This window comes from Bacteroides sp. 14(A) (genome assembly GCF_000526555.1).
GTDB classification, from domain to species: Bacteria; Bacteroidota; Bacteroidia; order Bacteroidales; family Bacteroidaceae; genus Bacteroides; species Bacteroides cellulosilyticus.
Window position 1 is genome coordinate 376,034 of sequence record NZ_JAGH01000004.1, and the last position, 23,701, is coordinate 399,734.

Below are 23,701 nucleotides of genomic sequence, written 5' to 3' on the forward strand. Positions count from 1 at the left end.
GGAACTATTATAAAATTAAAGAGTTATTTCAAGATGAAAAAAGAGAGATTTGTACTTGCATTCTTTACAGGCTGCCTGATTAGTGCGGTAAGCCTACAAGCACAAACCGGCAAGGACAGCACAAAGGTAGCAAGAAGTTATGCGATCAATGAAGTAGTAGTAACAGGTACGCGAAGTGAAACGGATGTGCGTCATTTACCCATGACCGTATCGGTAGTGGGGCGTCCGCAACTTGAAGCGAGCCAGCAGACTTCCGTACTTCCTGTGTTGAATTCACAAGTGCCGGGCTTTTTCTCCACTTCACGTGGCGTAATGGGATATGGTGTAGCTACCGGTGCATCAGGGCAAATGTCTTTAAGAGGCATTGGAGGGCCCGCACAGGCCGGTCTTCCCACTACAGGATTATTGGTTTTGATTGACGGACATCCTCAGTATATGGGACTGATGGGACACCCCATTGCCGATGCATATCAGACTATGATGGCAGAACGTGTGGAAGTGCTCCGTGGCCCCGCATCCGTGCTTTATGGTTCTAACGCCATGGGTGGGGTTATTAACATTGTTACCCGTAAGATGCAGGAAGACGGAATACGTACAAACATCAACATTGGTGCCGGATCCTATGGAAGCATACAGACCGAAGCCACTAACCGCATAAGGAAAGGGCGCTTCAGTAGTACGGTGACTGCCTCTTATAACCGTACAGACGGACATCGCGCTGACATGGCCTTTGAACAGTACGGCGGGTATGCCAAATTAGTCTATGACTTTACGGATAACTGGAAAGTTTGGGGCGATGTAAATGTCACTCGTTTTAATGCTACTAATCCGGGATCGGTAATGAAACCATATATAGACAATGATCAGCGTATTACACGTGGCATGACTTCTTTTGCATTGGAGAATTATTACGAAAAGACTTCCGGTGCATTGAGTTTTTTCTATAATTGGGGTGATCACTGGATAAATGACGGATATCAGCCAGGAGGAGAACCGCTTCAGTATCGTTTCAACTCTAACGATCAGATGCTTGGAGTATCATGGTATCAGAGTGTACAACTTTTCCAAGGCAACAGACTGACTGTAGGAGCTGATTATTTTCACTTTGGCGGTGAGGCATGGAACCAATTCTTTGATGGGCATCGTGAAACTTCGGCGAATAAGTCATTGAATGAAGTAGCAGGTTATGTAGATTTTCGTCAGGATATTGCTGCATGGCTTACGCTGGATGCCGGAGCACGAGTAGATTATCATTCGCAAACGGGTACAGAGTTCATTCCGCAAGTGGGGCTGGCTTTCCATCTTCCGGAGAATGCAGAAATCAAGGCAATGGCAAGTAAGGGATTCCGCAATCCTACCATTCGTGAAATGTATATGTTCCCTCCGCAGAATCCGGATTTGAAACCTGAGAAACTTTGGAATTATGAGCTTTCTTTCTCACAACGTCTTATGGATAATCGTTTGTCCTATGGACTCAATGTGTTCTATATCAATGGTGAAAACCTCATTATACGTCTTCCAAATCCAAATGGTAGCGGCATGTTGAACCAGAATTCCGGCGGGATTGAAAACTGGGGAGCGGAAGCTAATGTAGGATACCAGTTTAATCCGGTGTGGAGCGTGATGGCAAATTACAGCTGGCTTCACATGGAAAATCCGGTATTGGCTTCTCCGGAGCATAAACTGTATGGAGGAGTGAACTTCAGAAAAGGACGTTGGAGTGCATCTACCGGTATCCAGTATGTGAAGGGGCTTTATACTGACCTGGACGCTGCGACCAAAGAGAACTTCGTGTTATGGGATATGCAGGGAAGCTTTAAGGCAACCAATTATCTGTCATTCTATGCGCGTGGTGAGAACTTGTTGGCACAACGTTATGAGATCAATGCAGGTTATCCTATGCCGAAAGCAACTTTTATGGGTGGAGTAAATATCAATTTTTAATAAGCATATTATATGAAAACAACAACTATCAGACTTTATTCACTGGATTACAGCAATGTGAAGACATATTTTGCTGCAGCTCTTTTCATTTTGGGTAATCTGGTTTTGCCACAACTTTGCCATCTTATTCCACAGGGTGGCCTTACTTTGTTACCGATTTATTTCTTTACGCTTATTGCTGCTTATAAATACGGTTGGAAAGTTGGATTGCTGACAGCCGTCTTTTCACCGGTTTTGAACCATTTGCTTTTCGGTATGCCTCCTGCAGGAGTATTGCCGGCCATCCTTTTAAAATCCGTTTTACTGGCAGTGGTTGCCGGATATGCAGCCAATCGTTTTAAACGTATCTCTATTCCTGTTTTAGCATTAGTAGTACTGGCTTATCAGTTTATCGGGACGCTGGGCGAGTGGGCAATGATAGGTAACTTTGCGCTTGCTTTCCAGGATTTTCGCATCGGCATACCGGGAATGGGATTACAGATTCTCGGCGGTTATTTGTTTATCAAGTATTTGGTTTATAAATGATATTCCATAAAATAAAAGTATGTTACGAAAAATCAGACTAACGTTTGCCATATTCTTTTTCGTGCTGATCACGCTTTTGTTCCTTGATTTTACGGGAACGTTGCATGCTTGGTTCGGTTGGATGGCTAAAATTCAGTTTTTGCCTGCTTTGTTGGCACTGAATGTCGGGGTTGTGATAATCCTGATAGCATTGACACTGCTCTTTGGGCGTGTATATTGTTCTGTAATCTGTCCGTTGGGTGTATTTCAGGATGTAGTTTCATGGTTGGGTAAAAAGCGGAAAAAGAATCGCTATTCGTATTCACCTGCACTTAGTTGGTTGCGTTACGGAGTGCTGGGAGTATTTATTTTGGCTCTGATAGGAGGAGTTGGTTCATTGGTCGCCTTATTGGCACCTTATAGTTCTTACGGACGAATAGCTTCTAATCTGTTTGCTCCGGTTTATCAGTGGGGAAACAACCTGCTTGCTCTTTTGGCCGAACGGGCAGATAGCTACATGTTTTATTCTGTAGACGTCTGGATGAAGGCTATGGGAACTTTTGTAATAGCTGTTCTGACATTTGTTATTCTGGCTGTGCTGGCTTGGCGCAACGGGCGTACATATTGCAATACAATTTGTCCGGTAGGAACAGTATTGGGATTCTTTTCACGTTTTTCTTTGCTGAAACCGGTAATCGATACGAGTAAATGTAATGGTTGCGGTTTGTGCGCACGTAATTGTAAGGCGGCATGCATTGATTCTAAGAATCATAAAATAGATTATAGCCGCTGTGTGGCTTGTATGGATTGCATCGGTAAATGTAAAAAAGGAGCTATCCGTTATGAGCGTCCTCATAAGGAAGTGCAGAAACCGTTAGCTGCTGAAAAAGTGACAGGTGTTTCACCGGAACAGGTGGACAATGCACGCCGTGCTTTCTTTTCTGCTGGTGCCATATTTGCTACAGGTACATTGCTGAAGGCACAGGAGAAAAAAGTGGATGGTGGATTGGCTGTCATTGAGGATAAGAAAATACCGGAGCGGACGACACCTATTGTACCGGCAGGTGCGTTGAGTATTCGTAATTTTGCGCAGCATTGTACGGCTTGCCAGCTTTGTGTATCAGTGTGCCCTAATCAAGTTTTACGCCCATCCGGTAATCTGATGACGTTGATGCAGCCGGAGATGTCATACGAACGTGGTTATTGTCGTCCGGAATGCGCGAAGTGTGCCGAAGTATGTCCGACAGATGCGATTCATCTTACCAGTCTGGCTGATAAATCATCTATCCAGATCGGTCATGCCGTATGGATCAGGAAGAATTGTGTACCGTTGACTGATGGAGTAAATTGCGGTAATTGCGCCCGTCATTGCCCGGTAGCGGCGATAGAGATGGTTCCGTCTGAGGTAGATAATCCGGATTCTCCAAAGATTCCGGTTGTTAATGTAGAGCGTTGTATTGGTTGTGGTGCCTGTGAGAATCTTTGTCCGGCACGTCCTTTCAGTGCTATCTATGTAGAGGGACATGAGAGACATCGGGTGATATAGAGGTGGTAATGTGATAGGGTGATAAAGTGATAAATGTTAGAAGAACAGATATGGAAGAACATAATAAAAATATAAACCGTAGGGATTTTCTGAAAATTGTGGGCATCAGTGCCGCTACGACAACGGCTGCTGCGACTCTTTATAGTTGCAAACAGAAGGATGGGGTGATTCCGGGAGGCAGTGCATCGACTCCGGTGCCTACTGATAAGATGACTTACCGCACTTCTGTGGCTCAGAAAGATCGTGTTTCACTTCTGGGTTATGGCTGTATGCGCTGGCCGACTGTTCCTTCACCGGATGGGAAAGGAGATATGATTGACCAGGATGCTGTGAACGAATTAGTAGATTATGCCATTGCGCATGGCGTGAATTATTTCGATACATCTCCGGTATATGTACAGGGATGGTCGGAAAAATCTACTGGTATTGCATTAAAACGTCATCCGCGTGAGAAACTGTTTATTGCTACAAAGTTATCCAACTTTAGTAATTATAGCCGTGAAAACTCTATAGCCATGTATCGTAAATCTTTCGAGGATTTACAGACAGATTATATCGATTACTATTTGTTGCACTCTATCGGTAATGGTGGAATAGAAGCATTCAAAGCGCGATATATAGACAATGGTATGATGGAGTTTCTGTTGAAAGAACGTGAGGCAGGGCGTATCCGTAATCTGGGATTTTCTTTCCACGGCACAGTGGATACTTATGACTATGCACTTTCTCTGCATGATGAGGTGAAATGGGACTTTGTACAGATACAGCTCAATTATGTGGACTGGAAACATTCTTCGGGACGTAATGTAAATGCGGACTACCTATATGATGAATTGGTAAAACGTAATATTCCGGCAATCATTATGGAGCCATTGCTGGGGGGAAGATTGTCTAATGTACCGACTCATATTATGACACGTCTTAAGCAGCGCCGTCCGGAAGATAGTGTGGCTTCGTGGGCTTTCCGTTTTGCAGGCTCACCGGAACTGGTGTTAACGGTATTGAGTGGCATGACGTATATGGAGCATCTTCAGGATAATATCCGTACCTACTCTCCACTGATTCCTTTGACAGATGATGATAAAGAGTTTTTGGAAGAAACGGCACAATTGATGTTGAAGTACCCTACTGTACCGTGCAATGACTGTAAATACTGTATGCCTTGTCCGTATGGCATTGATATTCCTGCTGTGCTTATACATTATAATAAATGTGTGAATGAGGGGAATGTACCGAAGAGCCAACAAGACGAGAATTATAGAAAGGCACGCCAGGCTTTTCTTGTTGGTTATGACCGTAGTGTGCCACGCCTGCGACAGGCAAATCATTGTATTGGTTGCGATCAATGTTCGCCTCACTGCCCGCAGAGTATTAATATTCCCAAGGAGTTGCGTCGTATCGACGGGTTCGTGGAGCAACTGAAACAAGGAACATTGTAAGAGTCACAAAAGCTACGAGTTACAAGCTATGAGTGGCTGCGCTATGTTTGTGGGCGAAAAATCACTTGTCCGGCTATCACACCGAAAGGTACTTGTAGCTCGTAGCTAATAAGCTAATTTAGAATGAGCAAAAATAAAAAACAGATGTGGCTTTGGATTGTGTTGGCGGTTATAGGCATAATATGCGCTTCCGTATTTATTTTTATTAATCAGCCGAGTTTCGGCAGTTTGCCTCAGGGAGCGCGTTTAGAGCGAATCAAACGCTCACCTCATTACCGTGACGGCCAGTTCAATAATCTGCATCCGACGCAGATGATGACTTCGGACGAAGGACGCTTTGGTGCTATGCTTTCTTTCTTATTCCGCAAAACAGAGAACCTGCGTCCGGAGAATGAAGTTCCGGTTATCAAAACGGATTTGCATAAGTTGGGGCGTGATGAAAATGTACTGATCTGGTTTGGACATTCTTCCTACTTTATTCAGGTAGATGGAAAGCGATTTCTCGTTGATCCTGTTTTTTGCATGGCTTCGCCTGTATCTTTCGTCAACAAATCATTTAAAGGAACTGATGTTTATAAACCCGAAGATATGCCGGATATCGATTATATGGTGATTTCGCACGATCATTGGGATCACCTGGATTACCGGACAGTGAAAAGTCTGAAAGACCGGGTAGGAAAAGTGATTTGCGGACTCGGCGTTGGCGAACATTTCGAATATTGGGGATATGATAAAGACCGGCTTGTAGAATTGGACTGGTATGAAGACGCTGTTTTGGAAAATGGTTTTGCTGTCCATTGTCTTCCGACACGCCATTTCTCCGGTCGTGGTTTAAAGGCCAATCAGACATTGTGGGCATCCTTTCTGATAGAAACTCCATCACAGAAAATATATATGGCCGGTGACGGTGGTTATGACTCTCATTTTGAGGAAATAGGGAAGCACTTTCCGGATATAGACCTTGCGATTCTGGAAAACGGCCAGTATAATGAAGGTTGGAACCTTATCCATCTAATGCCTTCTAATATGGCAAAGGCAGCTAAAGATCTGAAAGCAAAAAAAATAATGACTGTACATCATTCAAAGTATGCATTGGCAAAGCATCCTTGGAATGAGCCTTTGACGAATGAGAAAAAGATGCAGGAACAAGACTCGCTGAATATGATGATTCCTGAGATAGGGGAGGTAATGCCGTTATAGAATTTTCATCTCTGTAATAATAGTGAGTGGCTGATATGATTGCTATGTAAAGGCAGTCATATCAGCTTTTTTGTTTTTTTCTATCCCCAAATAGTAGACTTTTTGAGTATTGGTGTAACTTTGTCAGCAGATATTAAAAACATTCTAAATACGAATCTTATGAAACAAGAAGTCTTATTCCTGCTTTTAAATGAATATGCCGACTGGGAAGGCGCTTTCCTTGCCATTTCCCTAAATACCGGGGTAATACCAGGTAGTGAAGTGAAATATATACCGAAGGTAGTTGCCCCTACATTGGATGTTGTGCGTTCTGTCGGCGGTTTTCGTACTTTGCCTGATTATAGTTTTCAAACGATGCCTGCTGACTATGCGGCATTGGTATTGGTTGGTGGTATGCACTGGCAATCGCCTGAGGCAGAACAGGTGGTGCCAATTGTGCAGGATGCATTACAGCGTGGCAAGATAGTTGGAGCTATTTGCAATGCTTCTGCCTTTATGGGAGCGCATGGTTTCCTGAATGATGTAAAGCATACCAGTAATACGCTTCCATATCTGAAGCAGTTTGCAGGTAGTGCATATACCAATGAAGCCGGGTACCAGGAAAAGCAGGCAGTCAGCGATAAGAATATCGTAACTGCTAACGGAACCGGGCATTTGGAGTTTACCCGTGAATTATTACTTCTTTTGCATGCAGATACTCCGGAAAAAATTGATGCTGCTTATGATTATTATAAAAATGGCTTTGTGAGGTAACTTTAGTCTTGTCATTATTCATATTCCTCAATCACATTGCGGAATATATCTACTCCGACGATTTCTCTTGTTGAGACATCTGTGACCCATAGTCGGTTGTTATAAACCAATAACTTTTGTCCGCCTTTGAATGTATAGCCGGGCACTGATTTGAAAGTCAGGAAGAATTTCTTTTTCTCTCTGTCATAGCATCGGATACTACCGTCGGCTGCTGAGATGTACATCAGATTTTTGTATAAAGCTATTCCTCTGGGATTAAATTCCAGAGGAAGCGTCTGACTGGTAGTCATTGTGATATTGCTTCCCTTCTGGATAAGGGTAGTATCAATCACATGTATTTTCCGGTTGCCGTATTGTCCGTAATCGGCGAGAAATACCAATCCGGTTGTATCTACTGCCATCTGATGCGAATAAAATCCGTTGTTTACATCGAAACCATCCAGACTTCCACGTGAGTAGTAATTTAGATTCTGATATTTTTCCGCACTCACATCACTTTGCAAGGTTACTTGCAGGCCATCTTTCATGCGCACTATTATGTAATCGTCTACAATAGCCATTGCATGTGTATGAAACAACTGTGTGTTTCCATGCCCCCAGTTACGGTTCCCGATTCGGGTGATAAATTTCAGTGTATGTACATCAAACACATCAATGCACGAGCTTATATTGGCGAGATAAAGCCTCTCATTAGCTACGGAAATGGCCTCTACGTAATTACCGAATGTTTGCATTACATCATTGTAGGTCCATGTATTTAATGAACCTAATTTCTGATGAGCGGACAAACTGTATAATTCCACGCTGAAATGTCCGTTTTGAGTATTGGCAATGAAAAGGGTGTCACCGTATATATATGTACAACCGGGCATGAATTCATCGGAAGCATACCCAAGCTTTTCTGCATTAATCACTTCTCCGGCTTTGTATGAGTAGTAATAATGTATGGATGAAGGTTGGTCCGGTTCCACTTCCCGGATAACGTCTTCTATCTTTGTCTTTTCACATGAAAGCAGGCATAAACCTGCGAATAGTATATATATTATCTTCATTTCTTTCTTCTTACTTCAATTCATTTAATGGGATGCTTGTCACTGTACCTGTTCCGCGGTTTATCACAAAGAGAGTCTGGCGGGCCAGGGCTATTTTCTCCGGATTGCTAAAAGACTTTCCGTTTATGGTAGAATAGTCTTTTAAGATGCTTCCATCCTGGGGATTGATTTCTACAAGACATTCTGTCTTTTGATTTAAAGTCACAAACATACGACCGTCCCAGGAAACCACATCATAGGCTTGCGTTGGTAACTTCAGGGTGCGGACCGGGTTTAATACTTTCTGTTCACGCATGGTAGTAAGATCATAGGCATAGATTTCCTTTTTACCAATGTGGGTAGTATAAAGTATATTGTCTTTATCTATTGTCATTCCGTATGTTCCCATCACTTCGCCTACATTGTTGAAACGGCAGTAGTTCGGTATGCGCATACAATTATCCGCTGTGACATCTTTTTCCATAAAGACGCAAACACGCCTTTTATCACGGATGAATACACAACCGTTTTTTACTAAAGTTTCGAAAGCATGCACGGTTTGATAGCTGCCTTCACCCCATTGTCCGTTTCCGATACATGTTATAAATTTCAGTGTCGTGGCATCAAAAACATCTGTCCGGCTACTCGTATTGGTTACATATATTTTGCCATGGGCGGCTGTAATTCCATTGGGTTCACCGGCAAAAGTTTCGGATGTGCCGTTGCGTGTCCAGTTTCTGATACGTCCACAATGGATTACTTGCCCGTTCTTCTCTTGGAAGACTTCTATACTATAGTTTCCGGTAGCATTATTAACTATGTAAATGCGATCCTGATAGGCTGTAACATCTTTAGGTTTGAAAGTCGTTTCCGTAGCTTCGGGCACGTCCGACCATTTTAATGACACCGATAATGGGGTACCGTCTGCAATGTTTTCGTTGTCTTCTACTGGATGAAAACCGAGGCCGCCGTCTATTGCATCCAGTTCCGGATCTTCTATGACGAATGTGGAACCTACATATTTAGAACTACCGTATAGGGTAGTCGCATTTTTACGGGTATGCATAAAACGCCGTGAGTAAACAGGGAGACGTTTCTCCTGACCTAACTTCAGATAGACAGCACGTCCCAGGGTGATCCATCCGGGACCTGTCTGCTCATAGGTCATGTTACCGTCGTGCCCGTATCCGAGGCAATGCCCTATTTCGTGGAAGATGGTATGTATGTTGTATTCATCATCGGGATAATGCTGTAGAAAGCACCATTCTGCCAGACCTAAAGTGTAGCCTCCACCCAAACCGTTTACACCACTGACGTGTCCGAGAAGGTATGCGCCGTGGTTTAGTACTTTCTGTTTCAATTGATCGACATTGATGACTGTCTTATTATTATCGCTATGTAGCTTTCCTCTGTATTTCTCCAGTTCGTCTGCGAATTCCTGTGAAGAGAATGCGTATGCTAGGTTTAACATCAGAGCCACGCCTTCCCGACAATGGGCAGGGCGTATCGGATAAGCCCAGCTTCCTTGGCGGCTATAGGCAGAGAAAGAAACTTTATACTGAGGTATTACATCGGTCATTTTCTTATAAAGCGGATCTTCACAGTCGATGCGTAAAGTCAAATCTGCCGCACTGATATGGGGATTAGCTTTGATCACGATTGTTTTTCCGGAAGCAGTGGTGTATTCCTTGTCTCCGGAAATTATGGGAAGCGCTTTATGAAATTCAATGAAGCCGGGTACCGTAAGTTGTTGGCCTTTATTAGTGTAATATGCCGGGCTTTGATGCAGACGATAGGGTATATCGGGCTATATTCCTTTTTTATGTTAAAACGAAAGATCCTATTAAACTTTTTGCTTTTCCTGTTGTCTTATAAACATCAAGATTCAATAGGTATAAATAAAATATAGTATGGTATTAGTTTTATGAAACGGGCGGAACATTTTCGCCCGTTTTTATTTCTTTTGCTTTTCCCTTGCATTTTTGCCTCCCTTTTTGTTCCTTTGTTCCCGTTAATTGTAAACAAATGGTAGAATGAGAAACGTATTTTACTTCTGGATATGTATAGCGATGTGGCTGTTGTCAGCTTGTTCTTCTCAGAAAAAAGAGGATAGGGGAGATATACAGGTACTGATGAAAGACAGTGTGGATGCTAATGGTTTGCAACGTATGCAGGTATCTGATAGTAAGACCAGTTTTACGTATAAAGGTAAGGAATATCAATCGAGCGTGGTTCGCAGGCCGGATGACAGTTTACCTGTTGTGATTAATGAACAAGGAGATAAATTTGTTGATAATAGCATTACTCTGCGTATAACTTCCGGCGGTAAGTCTATTGTTGACAAGGTGTTTACAAAAGAGAGTTTTGCTTCGTTAGTGGATGCAAAGTTCATGAAACATTCTATCCTTGAGGGACTGGTGTATGATAAGACCACACCTCAGGGGATCGTTTATGCGGCAAGTGTGTGCTATCCGCAGTCCGACCTTTACATTCCACTATCGATTACTGTATCTGCCGATGGCAAAATATCCTTGGCGAAAGAAGAATTGCTGGAAGATTTGCACGAAACAGACAGCATTTGATCAAAGATTCCAGATTGTTTCCTAATTTATGAGTTTCCTTTGCCGGTATGAAAATCCTGATTGTAGAAGATGAACCGGATTTGCGGGAAACGATCCGCATTTCCCTTGTAAAAGAGCATTTCGTTGTGGAAACTGCTGCCGATTACTTTTCGGCACTGGATAAAGTGAATGACTACGATTATGACTGTATCCTGCTGGACATTATGCTGCCTGGTGGAAGCGGTCTGGATTTGCTGCGCGAACTCAAACGCCTGCATCGTAGTGACAGTGTGTTGATTATTTCTGCCAAGGATTCTTTGGATGATAAGGTGGAAGGGCTGGAATTGGGCGCTGATGACTATCTTACGAAGCCTTTCCATTTGGCCGAGCTCAATGCGCGGGTGAAGTCTGTTATTCGCCGTCGACAAGCAAAGGGTGATGTTTCCATTACAATGGGAAATCTGTTGCTGTATCCTGACAAACGCCAGGTAGAGGTAGGAGGAGTGCCTTTACAACTTAACCGGAAAGAATTTGATCTGCTTTATTATTTTATAGTCAATCCTGATCGCGTTATTAATAAAATGAGTCTCGCGGAGTCTGTGTGGGGAGATAATATCGATCAGGTAGATTCATTGGATTTCATTTACTCACAAGTGAAAAATCTTCGTCGTAAACTGAAACAAGCTGAAGCTACCGTAGAACTGAAGGCAGTATATGGTTTTGGCTATAAACTCTCTGAAGTATGAAACTGCTTCATTATACCTATCGGAAACTCTCATTGCTGCTATTGCTGTTGATGGCGGTATGGGGGGTATTGTTTTATTATGCCATTATTGACGAAGTGATGGATGAAACGGATGATACGCTTGAAAATTACAGTGAGATATTAATCAATAATGCCTTGATGGACCCGTCTATTCTTGATACGGAGGGGACATTGATGTCTTTCTACAAATTCCGGCCTATATCCGAAGAAGAAGCTGAGGACTATGATGAAGAGTTTTATGACTCTACTGTCTATATAGAAAGCGAAGATGAAGATGAGCCGGTGAGGGTACTAAAGACGGCTTTCCGTATGCCGGATGGGCAGTTTTATGAACTGGAACTGATGATTTCCATCTTGGAGCGTGATGATATGGTGGAGGCTATCCTGTGGTATTTGGGAGCATTGTTTCTGCTGTTTTTGATTTGCACATCCATCGGGACACGACTGATACTGCAAAGTGTATTTCGCCCGTTGCATCGCCTGCTGAACTGGCTGCAACAAATTCAGCCGGGCAAGGAGCTTCCGGTGTTGGACAACCCGACGAAGATACGGGAATTTCAGCAGTTGGGTGATGCGGCTGTGGATATGGGAAACCGTAGTTATAAGGCGTATGAGGAACAGAAGCAGTTTATAGAAAATGCTTCGCATGAGTTGCAGACACCGCTTGCCATTGTTCGTGGCAAGATTGAGTTGCTTGCGGAGAATGAGTCGATGACGGAAGAACAGTTGAAAGAGCTGGATGAAATATATACTACATTGGGCAGAGCTGTCAGACTGAATAAATCTTTGTTGTTGCTTTCCCGTATTGAAAACGGACAATATACCGAAACAGAAGATGTTTCGGTAGATGAAGTCTTGGATGAACTATTGCCTGATTTGATGGATATATATGAAGGCAAGAAAATACATCTGGTACGTACGAAAGAGACGGAACCTTTCGTGATTCGCTGCAACCTTTCCCTGGCACAGATTTTGGTTTCCAATTTGGTGAAAAATTCTTTGGTGCATAATCGTGAAGGCGGTGAACTGCATATAGCGACTACGCCTTCTTCTCTTACTATCATGAACAGTGGTGAACATCCGTTGGATGGAGAAAAGTTGTTCCGGCGTTTTTATCGCAGTATTGACGGGAAGAAGGATTCTACCGGTTTGGGGCTTGCCATCGCCCGTTCCATTGCTTTGTCCGCCTCTCTCAGTCTGACTTATAAATGGCAGGAAGGAATGCATCTGTTCTTGCTTGTTAAAGAATCTCAAAAGAAAAGCTAAAGGCGAATATTCCCAAATCTTTCCCGATTCAGTATCGTTATTTGCAGTGTGAATAAAAACAGGAAATAAATTAGTAACACTTAAAAACAATAACGATTATGAAGAAGGTTTTATCTATTCTCGTATTGGCTATCGTAGCCGTTCAGTTCGCTTTTGCTGGTGATGTGATTACCAAAGACGTAAAGGAACTTCCATTGACTGCGCGTAACTTTATCAATCAGTATTTCAGTAAACCGCAGATTTCATACATCAAGATAGACAGTGAGTTCCTGTCCAAGAAGTATGAAGTGACACTGACTGACCGCACGGAGATTGACTTCGACAAGAAAGGTAATTGGATGGAAGTAGACTGTAAAAAGAATGCTGTGCCTGCCGCCCTTATCCCAGCCTCTGTAAAAGATTACGTAAAGGCTAATTTTCCTAATGAAATTATCACTAAGATAGAGCGTAAAAGTACGGGGATTGAGGTGGAACTTGCCAATGATTTCTCTTTGAAATTCAATAAGAAAGGACAGTTTGTCAGTTTGGATGACTAATGGAGGGAGAAAATGATGAAAACAAGATTCTTGATGTTAGCGATGATGATGTGCATGACTGCATTGACATTCAGTGCATGCAGCGATGATGATGACGATGATAAGAGTATCAATGTGCCGGAGGCTGTAACACAGGCTTTGAAGCAGAAATATCCAAATGCTACGGACGTAGACTGGAAGCAGAAAAGCTCGTATTTTGTAGCCGATTGCTGGCTGGACGGAAAAGATTCCGATATATGGTTTGATGCCAATGGAAACTGGTGGATGACAGAATCGGAAATATACTGGAATGATGTTCCCGGAGCTGTCCAGACTGCATTTAATAATAGCGAATATGCAAACTGGGTACAAGATGATTATTATTTTTTGCTGTATCCGTTGCAACCCATGCAATATGTGATTGAAGTGAAGCAGGGGAATCAGAAGTATCAGTTATTCTATTCGGAAGATGGAGGGCTGATGAATACTGTGAATGTAACGGGAAAGGATGATACGATTTATCCACCGGAAGAGTGAGAAAGCTACAAGCTACGAGCTACAAGAGTCCTGCGGCTTGATAGCGTTTAGCAGTTCAAAGACTGACATAGCGCAGCAACTTGTAACTCGTAGCTTGTAACTCAATTACATTGGTCGGTAATCTTTTGCCAATCCCCCTTCGCTGGTTTCTTTATAGAGTGAAGGCAGGTCGTTTCCGGTTTCTTTCATTACTTCTACAACCTTATCGAAAGATACACGGTGCATTCCATCGGTGAATGAGGAATAAAGGTTGGCATCCAGTGCACGGGCGGCGGCATAGGCATTTCGTTCGATACAGGGGATCTGTACTAATCCGCAAACCGGGTCACAGGTCATTCCCAGATGATGCTCTAATCCCATTTCAGCTGCATATTCTATTTGAGCCGGACTGCCACCGAATAATTGATTGGCAGCGGCTGAGGCCATAGCACAAGCTACCCCCACTTCTCCCTGACATCCAACTTCCGCTCCCGATATGGATGCGTTTGTCTTTACAATGTTTCCTACAAGACCGGCAGTGGCAAGTGCGCGGAGGATGCGGATATCGCTGAAATCGCGGCTCTTTGCCAAATGATATAACACTGCCGGCATTACACCGCAGGAACCGCAGGTAGGTGCAGTAACTATGGTTCCGCCTGAAGCGTTCTCTTCACTTACGGCAAGGGCATAGGCAAATACCAGTCCACGGGATTGCAGGGATTGTTTGTATCCGCTGGCGCGTATATAATAAGTAGAGGCTTTGCGACGCAGGTTCAATGGACCGGGCAATACGCCTTCCTGTTCCAGTCCGCGGCGAACGGCTGCCTGCATGGTTTTCCAAACTTCTTGCAAGTAATCCCAGATATCTTCTTCCTCACATTCCTTAACGTATTCCCAATAACTTTTTCCGGTTTTTTCGCACCATTGCAGAATCTCAGTCATGTGGTTCATAGAGTAGATATCAGGAGTGTTGACGGAAGATGCACCATCGTTTTCTTCGGCTAAAGCACCACCGCCCACGCTAAATACTGTCCATGAATCTGTTTCATTGCCTGCTGCATCTACAGAAACGAACTTCATCCCGTTGGGATGAAAAGGCAGGAATATTTTCGGTTCCCAGATGATTTCTACCGGAGCGGCAGGTTGCAGGGTATCGGTTATGGCTATATTAGTCATATGCCCTTTACCGGTGGCGGCAAGGCTACCGTATAAAGTAACTTTAAATGAGGAGGCTTCCGGATGTTTTTCCAGAAATAGCTCGGCAGCTTTGCGAGGGCCCATTGTATGGCTGCTTGATGGCCCTGTACCGATACGGTAGAGTTCTTTGATTGATTTCATACTATTTTATTTATAGGTCAACAACTGTAATTCCTGCACCGCCAAATTGCACATGCTCATCGGCAAAGTGTCTGATACCGGGAACTGTTTGCAGGTACTGGCGAATAAGTGTACGCAAAATGCCCGTACCTGTTCCGTGAAGAATACGTACGCGGGACATCCCAACAAGAATGGCATCGTCAATAAAGTAGGTCACTGCCTGCAAAGCTTCATCACCCCGCATACCGCGTACGTCGATGTCTTGTTTGAAGTTCAGTTTCTTTTCGTACATACTGTCCTGCGTCTGGTTGCTGACGAATGTGCTCTTGGTAGAACTGTCTACCTTTTGCGGAACAATGTTTGTACGCTCCAGACGTTCCACTTTAATGGTAGTCTTTATACTACCGAATGCTACAACGGCATTTTTTCCATTTACTTCCAGGACTTCGCCTACTGAATTTTGTCCTTTTATCTTCACCATCGCTCCCGGTACAATGCTTGCCAGGCGCTCTGCTTCCTGCTTGGCTTTTTGCGCAGCCTGCTCCTGTGCTGATAATCCGTTATCAGTATCTCTTGTTTTCTTTTCTTTCTTACGATTCTGCTTTTCCTGCAATTTCTGCATTTTACGGGCTATTTTCTCCTCCTGTTCTTTAGAGGCAAGAGCTTCCATCGATTGACGGAATTCCGTCAACTCTTGGCGTGCCTGGCGAGTCTTTTCTTTTTCAGCCTGTGCTTCCTTAATGGTACGGATGGTATTCTCAATTCGGGCATTGGCCTCTTGTACCAGTTGTTCTGCTTCTTCCTTGGCTTTTTTAATAATCTCCTTGCGAGATTTTTGTAAGTCTTCCATTTCTGCCTGATAACGGGCGATGGTGCCTTCCATATGTTTCTCGCGTTGGCGGATGGTCTGGCGTTTGCCTTCCCAATATTGCTTGTCACGTACAATGTCTTGCAGGTATTTATCAGCATTGATGTATTCACTGCCCACAATTTCGGATGCGTCAGCAATCACATCTTCCGGAAGACCGATCTTTCTGGCTATTTCTACGGCAAATGAACTTCCGGGGTTACCGATCTGAAGTTGGAATAAGGCCTGCATCAGGTGGCGCTCATATAGCATAGCTCCATTTACTACCCCCTCATGGTCTTCGGCAAAGTGCTTCAGATTCTGGTAGTGTGTAGTAATAACACCGAAAGTTAACTTTTGGTTGAAACGTTTCAGTACGGCTTCGGCTATGGCACCACCGATTTGCGGTTCTGTTCCGCCGCCGAATTCATCGATCAGGATGAGGCTGCGTTCATTGCAGTTCTTCATCATTATCTTCATATTGGTAAGATGAGAAGAATAGGTACTTAAATCATCTTCAATGGATTGCTCGTCACCTATATCAATGAATATGCTGCTGAAAATACCCGCATGGCTGCGTTCATGCATGGGAATGAGCATACCACATTGCAGCATATACTGTAATAACCCTACTGTTTTGAGACAAACGGACTTACCACCGGCGTTTGGACCGGATATAATCAATATGCGCTGTTTCTCGGTTAGTTCTATATCGAGGGGAACTACCTTTTTCCCATGTTTGGAGAGGGAGAGTTGCAGTAACGGATGGACTGCCATAGTCCAATCCAGTAAGCGCGTATTCTCAAGTGCGGGTTTTATACCGGATATTTGCAGGGCAAACAAGCTCTTGGCACGGATAAAGTCTATCTCGGCAAGGAATTCGTAAGACTGCAATACCTCGGGAATAGAAGGACGCAGCAGATTGGAGAATTCCACCAGAATACGGATAATCTCTCTACGCTCATCTCCTTCCAGTTCACGGATACGGTTGTTGGCTTCCACTACCTCGGCAGGTTCTATGAACACGGTTTTTCCACTTGCCGATTCATCATGCACGATACCTTTTATTTTCCGTTTCAGCCCCGGAGCAACCGGAATTACCAAACGTCCGTCACGCATAGTAGGAGTAACATCTTTGTCTACCACACCTTCGGATTGGGCGTTGCGCAGGATACCATTCAATGAACGGGAAATACTGTTCATGGTGTTTGTCAATTCCCGGCGGATACGTGCCAGTTCGGATGAAGCATTGTCTTTTATCTTTCCGTACGGTGAAAGTATATTATTTATCTTCTGGATCAATTGCGGGAATGCCAGGATATCTTTGGCGAGATTCCGAAGGCAAGGGTAGGGGGAATCTTCCTCCTCCATATCTTCTTTTTCCAGAAAGCGTACGATGTCCCGTATCGTTTCCAGCGAACGGCGTAAGTCGAAAAGTTCCTGTTCGTCCAGATACATTCCTTCAACGCGTATCCGTTTGAGGGATGGACGGACGTCGAAAAAATACTGTGCGGGGAAGTTGTCTTCTTCCTGTATAATGCGTACAAATTCAGTCACGAGGTTCAGGCGCTCCTCCACTTCCTCAAAGTGATCGGAGAATGCCATATCGGTAACTCGTTCGGCGCCTAGCGTACTAAGGCATTTTTCACTTAGTAACTGGCGTATTTGGTCGAAACCTATTTTATATTCAAAGTTCTGCGGGTATATCATGTTGCAAAAGTACGATTTATTCGTGAAAAAAATAGCAGGAAGTTTGTAGATTTAAAAATGATTTGTACCTTTGCACCGCTTTAAGAGAAAAGCACTTCTTGAAAGAGGAGTTTGGAGAGGTGGCAGAGTGGTCGATTGCGGCGGTCTTGAAAACCGTTGTACTGCGAGGTACCCGGGGTTCGAATCCCTGTCTCTCCGCTAAAAGCAGCTAAATAATGGCTGCTTTTTTATTGAAAATACTTACCGGAATATACAAGGAGAGATGCTCGAGTGGTTGAAGAGGCACGCCTGGAAAGCGTGTATACCCCTAAAGGGTATCCGGGGTTCGAATCCCCGTCTCTCCGCAGGTTGATAAACCGTTTTTATTATTTCTTTCTACTACTTTCCCTGATTTGCAGATTTGTCGGAATGATTACTTGTCTGACTGTTCTATCCCCTTTGATTTGGTCTATTAATAAACGACAAGCCGTTTCTCCCATTTTATAGGTCTGATGTGATACTGCCGATAGTTTCGGTTCTACATAGTTGGCATGTTGTTCGTCTGTATAACCGATGATAGCTATATCTTCCGGAATGCGAAGGCCGTGACTTTTAATAACTTCTATGGCGGCAAAGGCTAATGTGTCATTCATGGCAAGAATGGCATCGGGAGGTTGAGGAAGGGATAACAAAGCTTCCGTTGCTATTTTGCCCTCTTCATAATCTATTTTCCGACAGATTACCAGTTCTTTTTCAATGGGAATATGATTGTCACGGAGAGCTTCCAGGTAACCGTGTTTTCTTCTTGTCACAATATCCAAATGGTTAGCTCCTCCTATGAAAGCCACTCGTTTACTACCAGTATCCAATAAATGTTGGGTAGCCATTTGTGCCGATTGCACTCCATCTGCTACTACCGAAGAAAACTGGTCGGTCAGGCAAACACGGTCGAAGAGGATGAGTGGCATATTAATATCCTTCAGGGCAGCAAGATGAGTATAATCTGTAGTTTCTTGGGACAGACAGGCAATGATACCCTCTACCCGCATATTGACTAAATTCTCAATATTCCTTTTTTCATATTCGTAGGATTCGTGTGAAGTGGTGATGATGATAAAGTATCCGTTGTCCACTGCCATATTCTCTATCCCGTTCAGGATGGATGCGAAGAAATGGGTAACGATATCCGGTACAACAACTCCAATGATACGCGGGGTATTCTTTCGCAGGCTCATGGCAAAAGGATTGGGACGGTAATTCATTTCTTTTGCCAGCTTCTTGGCTTTAGCGCAAAGCTCACTGCTAATTTCAGGGCTGTCTTTTAGTGCCCTGGATACAGTGGGAATGGATACGCCTAATGCTTGGGCGAGATCTTTTAATGAAGTATGTTTCCGGTATTCCATTTCTTAAGTCAGCTATATTAGATTCATTTACAAAGAAAACACATTCCCCGATAAAAGAGGGTATGGAAGGACGTTTTTTTTACGTAAACCATTACGTATTGTTTTCGCTTCTTATATGCTGTCCTGAAATTATTCTTACCCTATTTTTGTCGCATCTAAAAACTTTTAAATTTAATTAGTTATGCAATACCATGAAATCGGAAAGACAGGGATGAAAGTATCATCTCTCAGTTTTGGAGCTTCTTCTTTAGGAGGGGTTTTCCATGATGTTAAAGAGAAAGAAGGAATTGAGGCTGTGTTTACTGCTGTCGAATCGGGCATGAATTTTATAGATGTTTCCCCTTATTATGGGCATTATAAAGCAGAGACTGTTTTAGGAAAGGCCTTGAAAGACATTTCACGTGACCGGTATTATCTTTCTACCAAGGTGGGACGTTATGGAAAAGATGGTGTCAATACCTGGGATTACTCTACAAAACGTGCGGTAGAAAGTGTATATGAGAGCATGGAACGTCTGAATATCGACTTTATCGATTTGATTAATGTACACGATATTGAGTTTGCTGATCTGAACCAGGTTGTTAATGAGACATTGCCGGCATTGGTAGAATTGCGTGAAAAAGGAGTTGTCGGACATGTCGGAATCACTGACTTGCAACTTGAAAACCTGAAATGGGTAATTGATCACTCACCCAGTGGTACGGTAGAATCTATACTCAATTTCTGCCATTATTGCCTGTGCGATGACAAGCTAGCGGATTTTCTTGATTATTTTGAATCGAAAGGAATAGGCGTGATAAATGCCTCTCCGCTATCCATGGGATTGTTGAGTGAACGGGGCGTTCCTGCATGGCATCCAGCTCCAGAACCTTTGGTGGATGCTTGTCGCAAAGCAATGGAATACTGTAAAGCAAAGAATTATCCTATTGAGAAATTAGCTATGCAGTTCTCTGTTAGTAATCCTCGGATTGCGACTACATTGTTCAGTACAGCCAATCCGCTGAATGTGAAAAAGAATGTCTCTTTTATTGAAGAGCCGATTGACTGGGCGCTGGTGCATGAAGTACAGGAAATTATTGGGGAACAGCAACGCGTAAGTTGGGCTAATTCTTAAAATATAGCTGTCTATATGGACTATACAATAATTGATGCCCATGCCCATCTATGGTTGCGGCAAGATACAGTGGTGGATGGATTTCCCATTCGTACACTGGATAATGGACGTTCGTTGTTTATGGGAGAAATCCGCCAAATGGTTCCTCCCTTTATGATGGACGGGGTGAATAGTGCAGAAGTTTTCCTGTCGAACATGGACTATGCGCAAGTGGCTGCTGCTGTTATTACACAGGAATTTATTGATGGTATTCAGAATGAATATCTGGCAGAAGTTATTTCTCGTTATCCTGATCGCTTCTTTGTTTGCGGAATGTGTGAGTTCCGTAAGCCCGGGTTTCTGGCACAGGCAAAAGAACTCATTGCAAGAGGTTTCAAAGCTATTAAAATTCCGGCCCAACGCCTGTTGCTTACAGAGGGACGGGTGATGCTGAATAGTGAGGAAATGATGCAGATGTTCCGATATATGGAAGAGCGGGATGTGATGCTTTCCATAGACTTGGCGGACGGAGCAACGCAAGTTCCCGAGATGCAGGAGGTCATTCAGGAGTGTCCCCGGTTGAGAATTGCTATCGGGCATTTCGGAATGGTGACACGTCCGGATTGGGAAGAACAGATACGGCTGGCTCTTCATCCCAATGTGATGATTGAATCAGGAGGAATAACCTGGCTTTTCAATGATGAGTTCTATCCTTTTAAGGGAGCAGTAAAAGCTATACGGAAAGCTGCCGAACTGGTCGGGATGAAGAAACTGATGTGGGGATCGGATTATCCGCGTACTATTACCGCAATCACTTACAAAATGTCGTATGATTTTATCGTGAAATCACCCGATTTGCAAGAAGATGAAAAAAGGCTGTTCCTTGGAGAAAATGCCCGGAAATTCTATGGATTTACTGATCTTCCTGTATTGCCATATATCAAAAACATGTCTGAATAAGAAGATAATAATACCATGAAAAAAAATACTTATACGATACCTTTGGCGCTGGTCTTCTGCCTTTTTTTCCTTTGGGCAATTAGCAGCAATCTGCTCCCGACAATGATACGGCAGTTGATGAAAACCTGTGAACTGAACACCTTTGAGGCGTCATTTACCGAAACTGCCTATTGGCTTGCTTACTTCATTTTCCCGATTCCGATAGCTATGTTCATGAAGCGTTATAGCTACAAAGCAGGCATTATTTTCGGTTTATTGTTGGCGGCATTGGGTGGTTTGCTCTTTTTCCCGGCTGCCATGTTGAAAGCCTATTGGGCCTATCTCTGCATTTTCTTTATCATAGCTACCGGTATGTGTTTCCTGGAGACTGCTGCTAATCCGTATGTTACCGTTTTGGGGGCGCCCGAAACAGCACCACGACGGTTGAATCTGGCACAATCTTTCAACGGACTCGGCGCCTTTATCTCTGCTATGTTTCTGAGTAAACTGATTCTGAGTGGCACGCATTATACACGTGATACTTTACCCGTAGATTATCCGGGTGGCTGGCAGGCTTATATACAAGTAGAGACGGATGCAATGAAGTTCCCTTATCTGATGCTGGCCTTGCTGTTGGTGATTATAGCAGTGGTGTTCATATTTTCCAAATTGCCGCAGATAGGAGATGAAAGTAAGACTCCTTCTTCCGGTTCAAAGAAAGAAAAGTTGATTGACTTTGGTGTACTGAAACATTCACACTTGCGTTGGGGGGTAATTGCGCAGTTCTTTTATAATGGCGGGCAGACAGCGATCAACAGTTTGTTCCTTGTCTATTGCTGTTCTTATGCAGGACTTCCGGAAGAAACCGCAACAACTTTCTTCGGACTTTATATGCTTGCTTTCCTTGTAGGGCGCTGGATTGGTACAGGACTGATGGTGAAATTCCGTCCGCAGGATATGTTGTTGGTTTATTCCTTAATGAATATTCTTTTGTGCGGAGTGGTAATGATTTGGGGAGGTATGGTAGGATTATATGCCATGCTGGCTATCTCTTTTTTCATGTCTATTATGTATCCTACCCAGTTCTCTCTGGCTCTGAAGGGATTGGGTGACCAGACAAAAAGTGGTTCGGCTTTTCTCGTGATGGCTATTGTCGGTAATGCCTGTCTCCCTCAGTTGACGGCTTATTTCATGCACGCCAATGAGCACATTTATTATGCAGCTTACTGTGTACCGATGATTTGCTTTATATTCTGTGCCTACTATGGCTGGAAAGGTTATAAGGTTATTGATTAAACAATTAATTTCAAATATATAAAATGAAAGCAGTTCAAATAGTCAACCCCTCTGAAATGAAGGTGGTTGAACTTGAAAAACCGGTGGTTGGTGCCGGTGAGGTGTTAGTGAGAATTAAATATGTGGGTTTCTGCGGTTCCGATTTGAACACCTTCCTGGGGCGTAATCCGATGGTAAAATTGCCTGTAGTGCCAGGGCATGAAGTAGGTGCGGTAATTGAAGAAATAGGTCCGGATGTTCCGGCAGGCTTTGAAAAAGGAATGAATGTGACTCTGAATCCATATACTAATTGTGGTAAATGTGCCTCGTGCCGCAATGGTCGTGTCAATGCCTGCGAACATAATGAAACATTGGGAGTGCAGCGGAATGGCGTGATGTGTGAGTATGCTGTATTGCCCTGGACTAAAATTATTCCGGCAGGTGATATTTCTCCGCGTGATTGTGCCTTGATTGAGCCGATGAGTGTGGGATTTCATGCCGTTTCGCGCGGTCAGGTGATTGACAATGAATATGTGATGGTCATCGGTTGCGGTATGATTGGTATAGGTGCTATTGTTCGTGCCGCTCTTAGAGGTGCCATTGTTATTGCTGTGGACTTGGATGATGAGAAGTTGGAGCTGGCTCGGAGAATGGGAGCGTCTCATACGGTTAATTCTAAAACGGAAGATGTACATAGCCGGATTCAAGAGATTACGGAAGGTTTTGGAGCTGATGTTGTGATTGAAGCTGTCGGTAGTCCTGTGACTTATGTAATGGCTGTGGATGAAGTTGCTTTTTCAGGGCGTGTCGTTTGCATTGGTTATGCGAAAAGTGAAGTCGCTTTCCAGACGAAGTATTTTGTCCAGAAAGAATTGGACATACGTGGTTCCAGAAATGCATTGCCGGCCGACTTTCGTGCGGTCATCAACTATATGAAGGCAGGAACTTGCCCGGTAGAAGAATTAATAACGAAGGTAGCAGTACCTGAAGATGCATTGGAAGCTATGACGGAGTGGGCGGCTAATCCTGGAAAAGTATTCCGTATCCTTGTACAGTTATAAGAGATTTCAAGGTCTTTTAAATAAGGCTTTTTTAAA

At 43.6% G+C, this 23,701-nt stretch carries 20 protein-coding genes and 2 tRNA genes; 17 read left to right on the forward strand and 5 right to left on the reverse strand.

Features of this window, described 5'->3' with window-relative positions:
* The first annotated feature begins 33 nt into the window (after positions 1 to 33).
* From K429_RS0120620 to K429_RS0120645, 6 genes are all read left to right on the forward strand, one after another.
* Positions 34 to 1,944 carry a TonB-dependent receptor gene (locus K429_RS0120620; RefSeq protein WP_029327883.1) on the forward strand — a complete coding sequence of 637 codons (1,911 nt, stop codon included), beginning with the start codon at positions 34 to 36 and terminating at the stop codon, positions 1,942 to 1,944.
* Positions 1,945 to 1,956: 12 nt separating this feature from the next.
* Positions 1,957 to 2,469, forward strand: a complete 513-nt coding sequence (locus K429_RS0120625; RefSeq protein WP_029327884.1) for a hypothetical protein — start codon at positions 1,957 to 1,959, stop codon at positions 2,467 to 2,469.
* Between the two features lie 19 nt (positions 2,470 to 2,488).
* Complete coding sequence (locus tag K429_RS0120630; RefSeq protein WP_029327885.1) at positions 2,489 to 3,994, forward strand: 4Fe-4S binding protein; 1,506 nt, start codon at positions 2,489 to 2,491, stop codon at positions 3,992 to 3,994.
* A gap of 50 nt (positions 3,995 to 4,044) precedes the next feature.
* Positions 4,045 to 5,433, forward strand: coding sequence for an aldo/keto reductase (locus K429_RS0120635; protein WP_007213254.1), 1,389 nt, complete (start codon positions 4,045 to 4,047; stop codon positions 5,431 to 5,433).
* Between the two features lie 123 nt (positions 5,434 to 5,556).
* Positions 5,557 to 6,633 carry an MBL fold metallo-hydrolase gene (locus K429_RS0120640; protein ID WP_029327886.1) on the forward strand — a complete coding sequence of 359 codons (1,077 nt, stop codon included), beginning with the start codon at positions 5,557 to 5,559 and terminating at the stop codon, positions 6,631 to 6,633.
* Positions 6,634 to 6,792: 159 nt separating this feature from the next.
* A complete protein-coding gene (locus K429_RS0120645; RefSeq protein ID WP_007213256.1) occupies positions 6,793 to 7,386 on the forward strand; it encodes a type 1 glutamine amidotransferase family protein in 594 nt (197 codons plus the stop codon).
* 14 nt (positions 7,387 to 7,400) lie between these two features.
* Here the strand turns inward: K429_RS0120645 and K429_RS0120650 are convergent, their stop codons facing one another.
* The gene (locus tag K429_RS0120650) at positions 7,401 to 8,438 is read right to left on the reverse strand and encodes a hypothetical protein (protein WP_029327887.1); all 1,038 of its coding nucleotides are present in this window, start codon (positions 8,436 to 8,438) and stop codon (positions 7,401 to 7,403) included.
* A gap of 10 nt (positions 8,439 to 8,448) precedes the next feature.
* Entirely contained in the window at positions 8,449 to 10,074 is a 1,626-nt protein-coding gene (locus K429_RS0120655) for a hypothetical protein (RefSeq protein WP_029327888.1), read from the reverse strand.
* A 376-nt stretch (positions 10,075 to 10,450) separates the two neighbouring features.
* Between K429_RS0120655 and K429_RS0120660 the strand changes: the two genes are divergently transcribed.
* The 5 genes from K429_RS0120660 (at position 10,451) to K429_RS0120680 (ending at position 14,062) form a co-directional block, all read left to right on the forward strand.
* Positions 10,451 to 10,999, forward strand: a complete 549-nt coding sequence (locus K429_RS0120660) for a DUF4738 domain-containing protein (protein ID WP_007213261.1) — start codon at positions 10,451 to 10,453, stop codon at positions 10,997 to 10,999.
* Between the two features lie 47 nt (positions 11,000 to 11,046).
* Positions 11,047 to 11,724 carry a response regulator transcription factor gene (locus K429_RS0120665; protein ID WP_007213262.1) on the forward strand — a complete coding sequence of 226 codons (678 nt, stop codon included), beginning with the start codon at positions 11,047 to 11,049 and terminating at the stop codon, positions 11,722 to 11,724.
* Positions 11,721 to 13,010: a HAMP domain-containing sensor histidine kinase gene (locus tag K429_RS0120670; protein ID WP_007213263.1), complete on the forward strand. Its 1,290-nt coding sequence runs from the start codon at positions 11,721 to 11,723 to the stop codon at positions 13,008 to 13,010. The genes K429_RS0120665 and K429_RS0120670 overlap by 4 nt, the downstream gene beginning before the upstream one ends.
* Before the next feature lie 98 nt (positions 13,011 to 13,108).
* On the forward strand, positions 13,109 to 13,546 hold the full coding sequence (locus tag K429_RS0120675; RefSeq protein ID WP_007213264.1) for a PepSY-like domain-containing protein: 438 nt from the start codon (positions 13,109 to 13,111) through the stop codon (positions 13,544 to 13,546).
* A 12-nt stretch (positions 13,547 to 13,558) separates the two neighbouring features.
* Entirely contained in the window at positions 13,559 to 14,062 is a 504-nt protein-coding gene (locus K429_RS0120680) for a PepSY-like domain-containing protein (protein WP_007213265.1), read from the forward strand.
* A 105-nt stretch (positions 14,063 to 14,167) separates the two neighbouring features.
* Here K429_RS0120680 and K429_RS0120685 read toward each other — a convergent pair whose 3' ends face one another.
* Both K429_RS0120685 and K429_RS0120690 read right to left on the reverse strand, forming a co-directional pair.
* Complete coding sequence (locus K429_RS0120685; RefSeq protein ID WP_029327889.1) at positions 14,168 to 15,379, reverse strand: L-serine ammonia-lyase; 1,212 nt, start codon at positions 15,377 to 15,379, stop codon at positions 14,168 to 14,170.
* Positions 15,380 to 15,389: 10 nt separating this feature from the next.
* Complete coding sequence (locus K429_RS0120690) at positions 15,390 to 17,915, reverse strand: endonuclease MutS2 (protein WP_029327890.1); 2,526 nt, start codon at positions 17,913 to 17,915, stop codon at positions 15,390 to 15,392.
* A gap of 113 nt (positions 17,916 to 18,028) precedes the next feature.
* Between K429_RS0120690 and K429_RS0120695 the strand changes: the two genes are divergently transcribed.
* Positions 18,029 to 18,113: transfer RNA gene (locus K429_RS0120695), tRNA-Ser, on the forward strand.
* A 58-nt stretch (positions 18,114 to 18,171) separates the two neighbouring features.
* Positions 18,172 to 18,259 (forward strand) — tRNA-Ser (locus tag K429_RS0120700).
* Between the two features lie 21 nt (positions 18,260 to 18,280).
* On the opposite strand, the gene K429_RS0120705 is transcribed toward K429_RS0120700, so the two are convergent.
* Positions 18,281 to 19,297 carry a LacI family DNA-binding transcriptional regulator gene (locus tag K429_RS0120705; protein ID WP_007213268.1) on the reverse strand — a complete coding sequence of 339 codons (1,017 nt, stop codon included), beginning with the start codon at positions 19,295 to 19,297 and terminating at the stop codon, positions 18,281 to 18,283.
* Positions 19,298 to 19,478: 181 nt separating this feature from the next.
* Here K429_RS0120705 and K429_RS0120710 point away from each other — a divergent pair, with 181 nt between their 5' ends.
* Genes K429_RS0120710 through K429_RS0120725 form a run of 4 tightly spaced genes read left to right on the forward strand, consistent with a single transcriptional unit; the run spans position 19,479 to position 23,665 of the window.
* Positions 19,479 to 20,411 carry an aldo/keto reductase gene (locus tag K429_RS0120710; RefSeq protein WP_029327891.1) on the forward strand — a complete coding sequence of 311 codons (933 nt, stop codon included), beginning with the start codon at positions 19,479 to 19,481 and terminating at the stop codon, positions 20,409 to 20,411.
* Positions 20,412 to 20,426: 15 nt separating this feature from the next.
* Entirely contained in the window at positions 20,427 to 21,350 is a 924-nt protein-coding gene (locus K429_RS0120715; RefSeq protein ID WP_007213270.1) for an amidohydrolase, read from the forward strand.
* Between the two features lie 15 nt (positions 21,351 to 21,365).
* Positions 21,366 to 22,625 (forward strand): L-fucose:H+ symporter permease, encoded by a 1,260-nt coding sequence (gene fucP / locus K429_RS0120720; RefSeq protein WP_007213271.1) that lies wholly within the window; start codon positions 21,366 to 21,368, stop codon positions 22,623 to 22,625.
* 23 nt (positions 22,626 to 22,648) lie between these two features.
* Positions 22,649 to 23,665 (forward strand): zinc-binding alcohol dehydrogenase family protein, encoded by a 1,017-nt coding sequence (locus K429_RS0120725; protein WP_022209764.1) that lies wholly within the window; start codon positions 22,649 to 22,651, stop codon positions 23,663 to 23,665.
* The last annotated feature ends 36 nt before the right edge of the window (positions 23,666 to 23,701 follow it).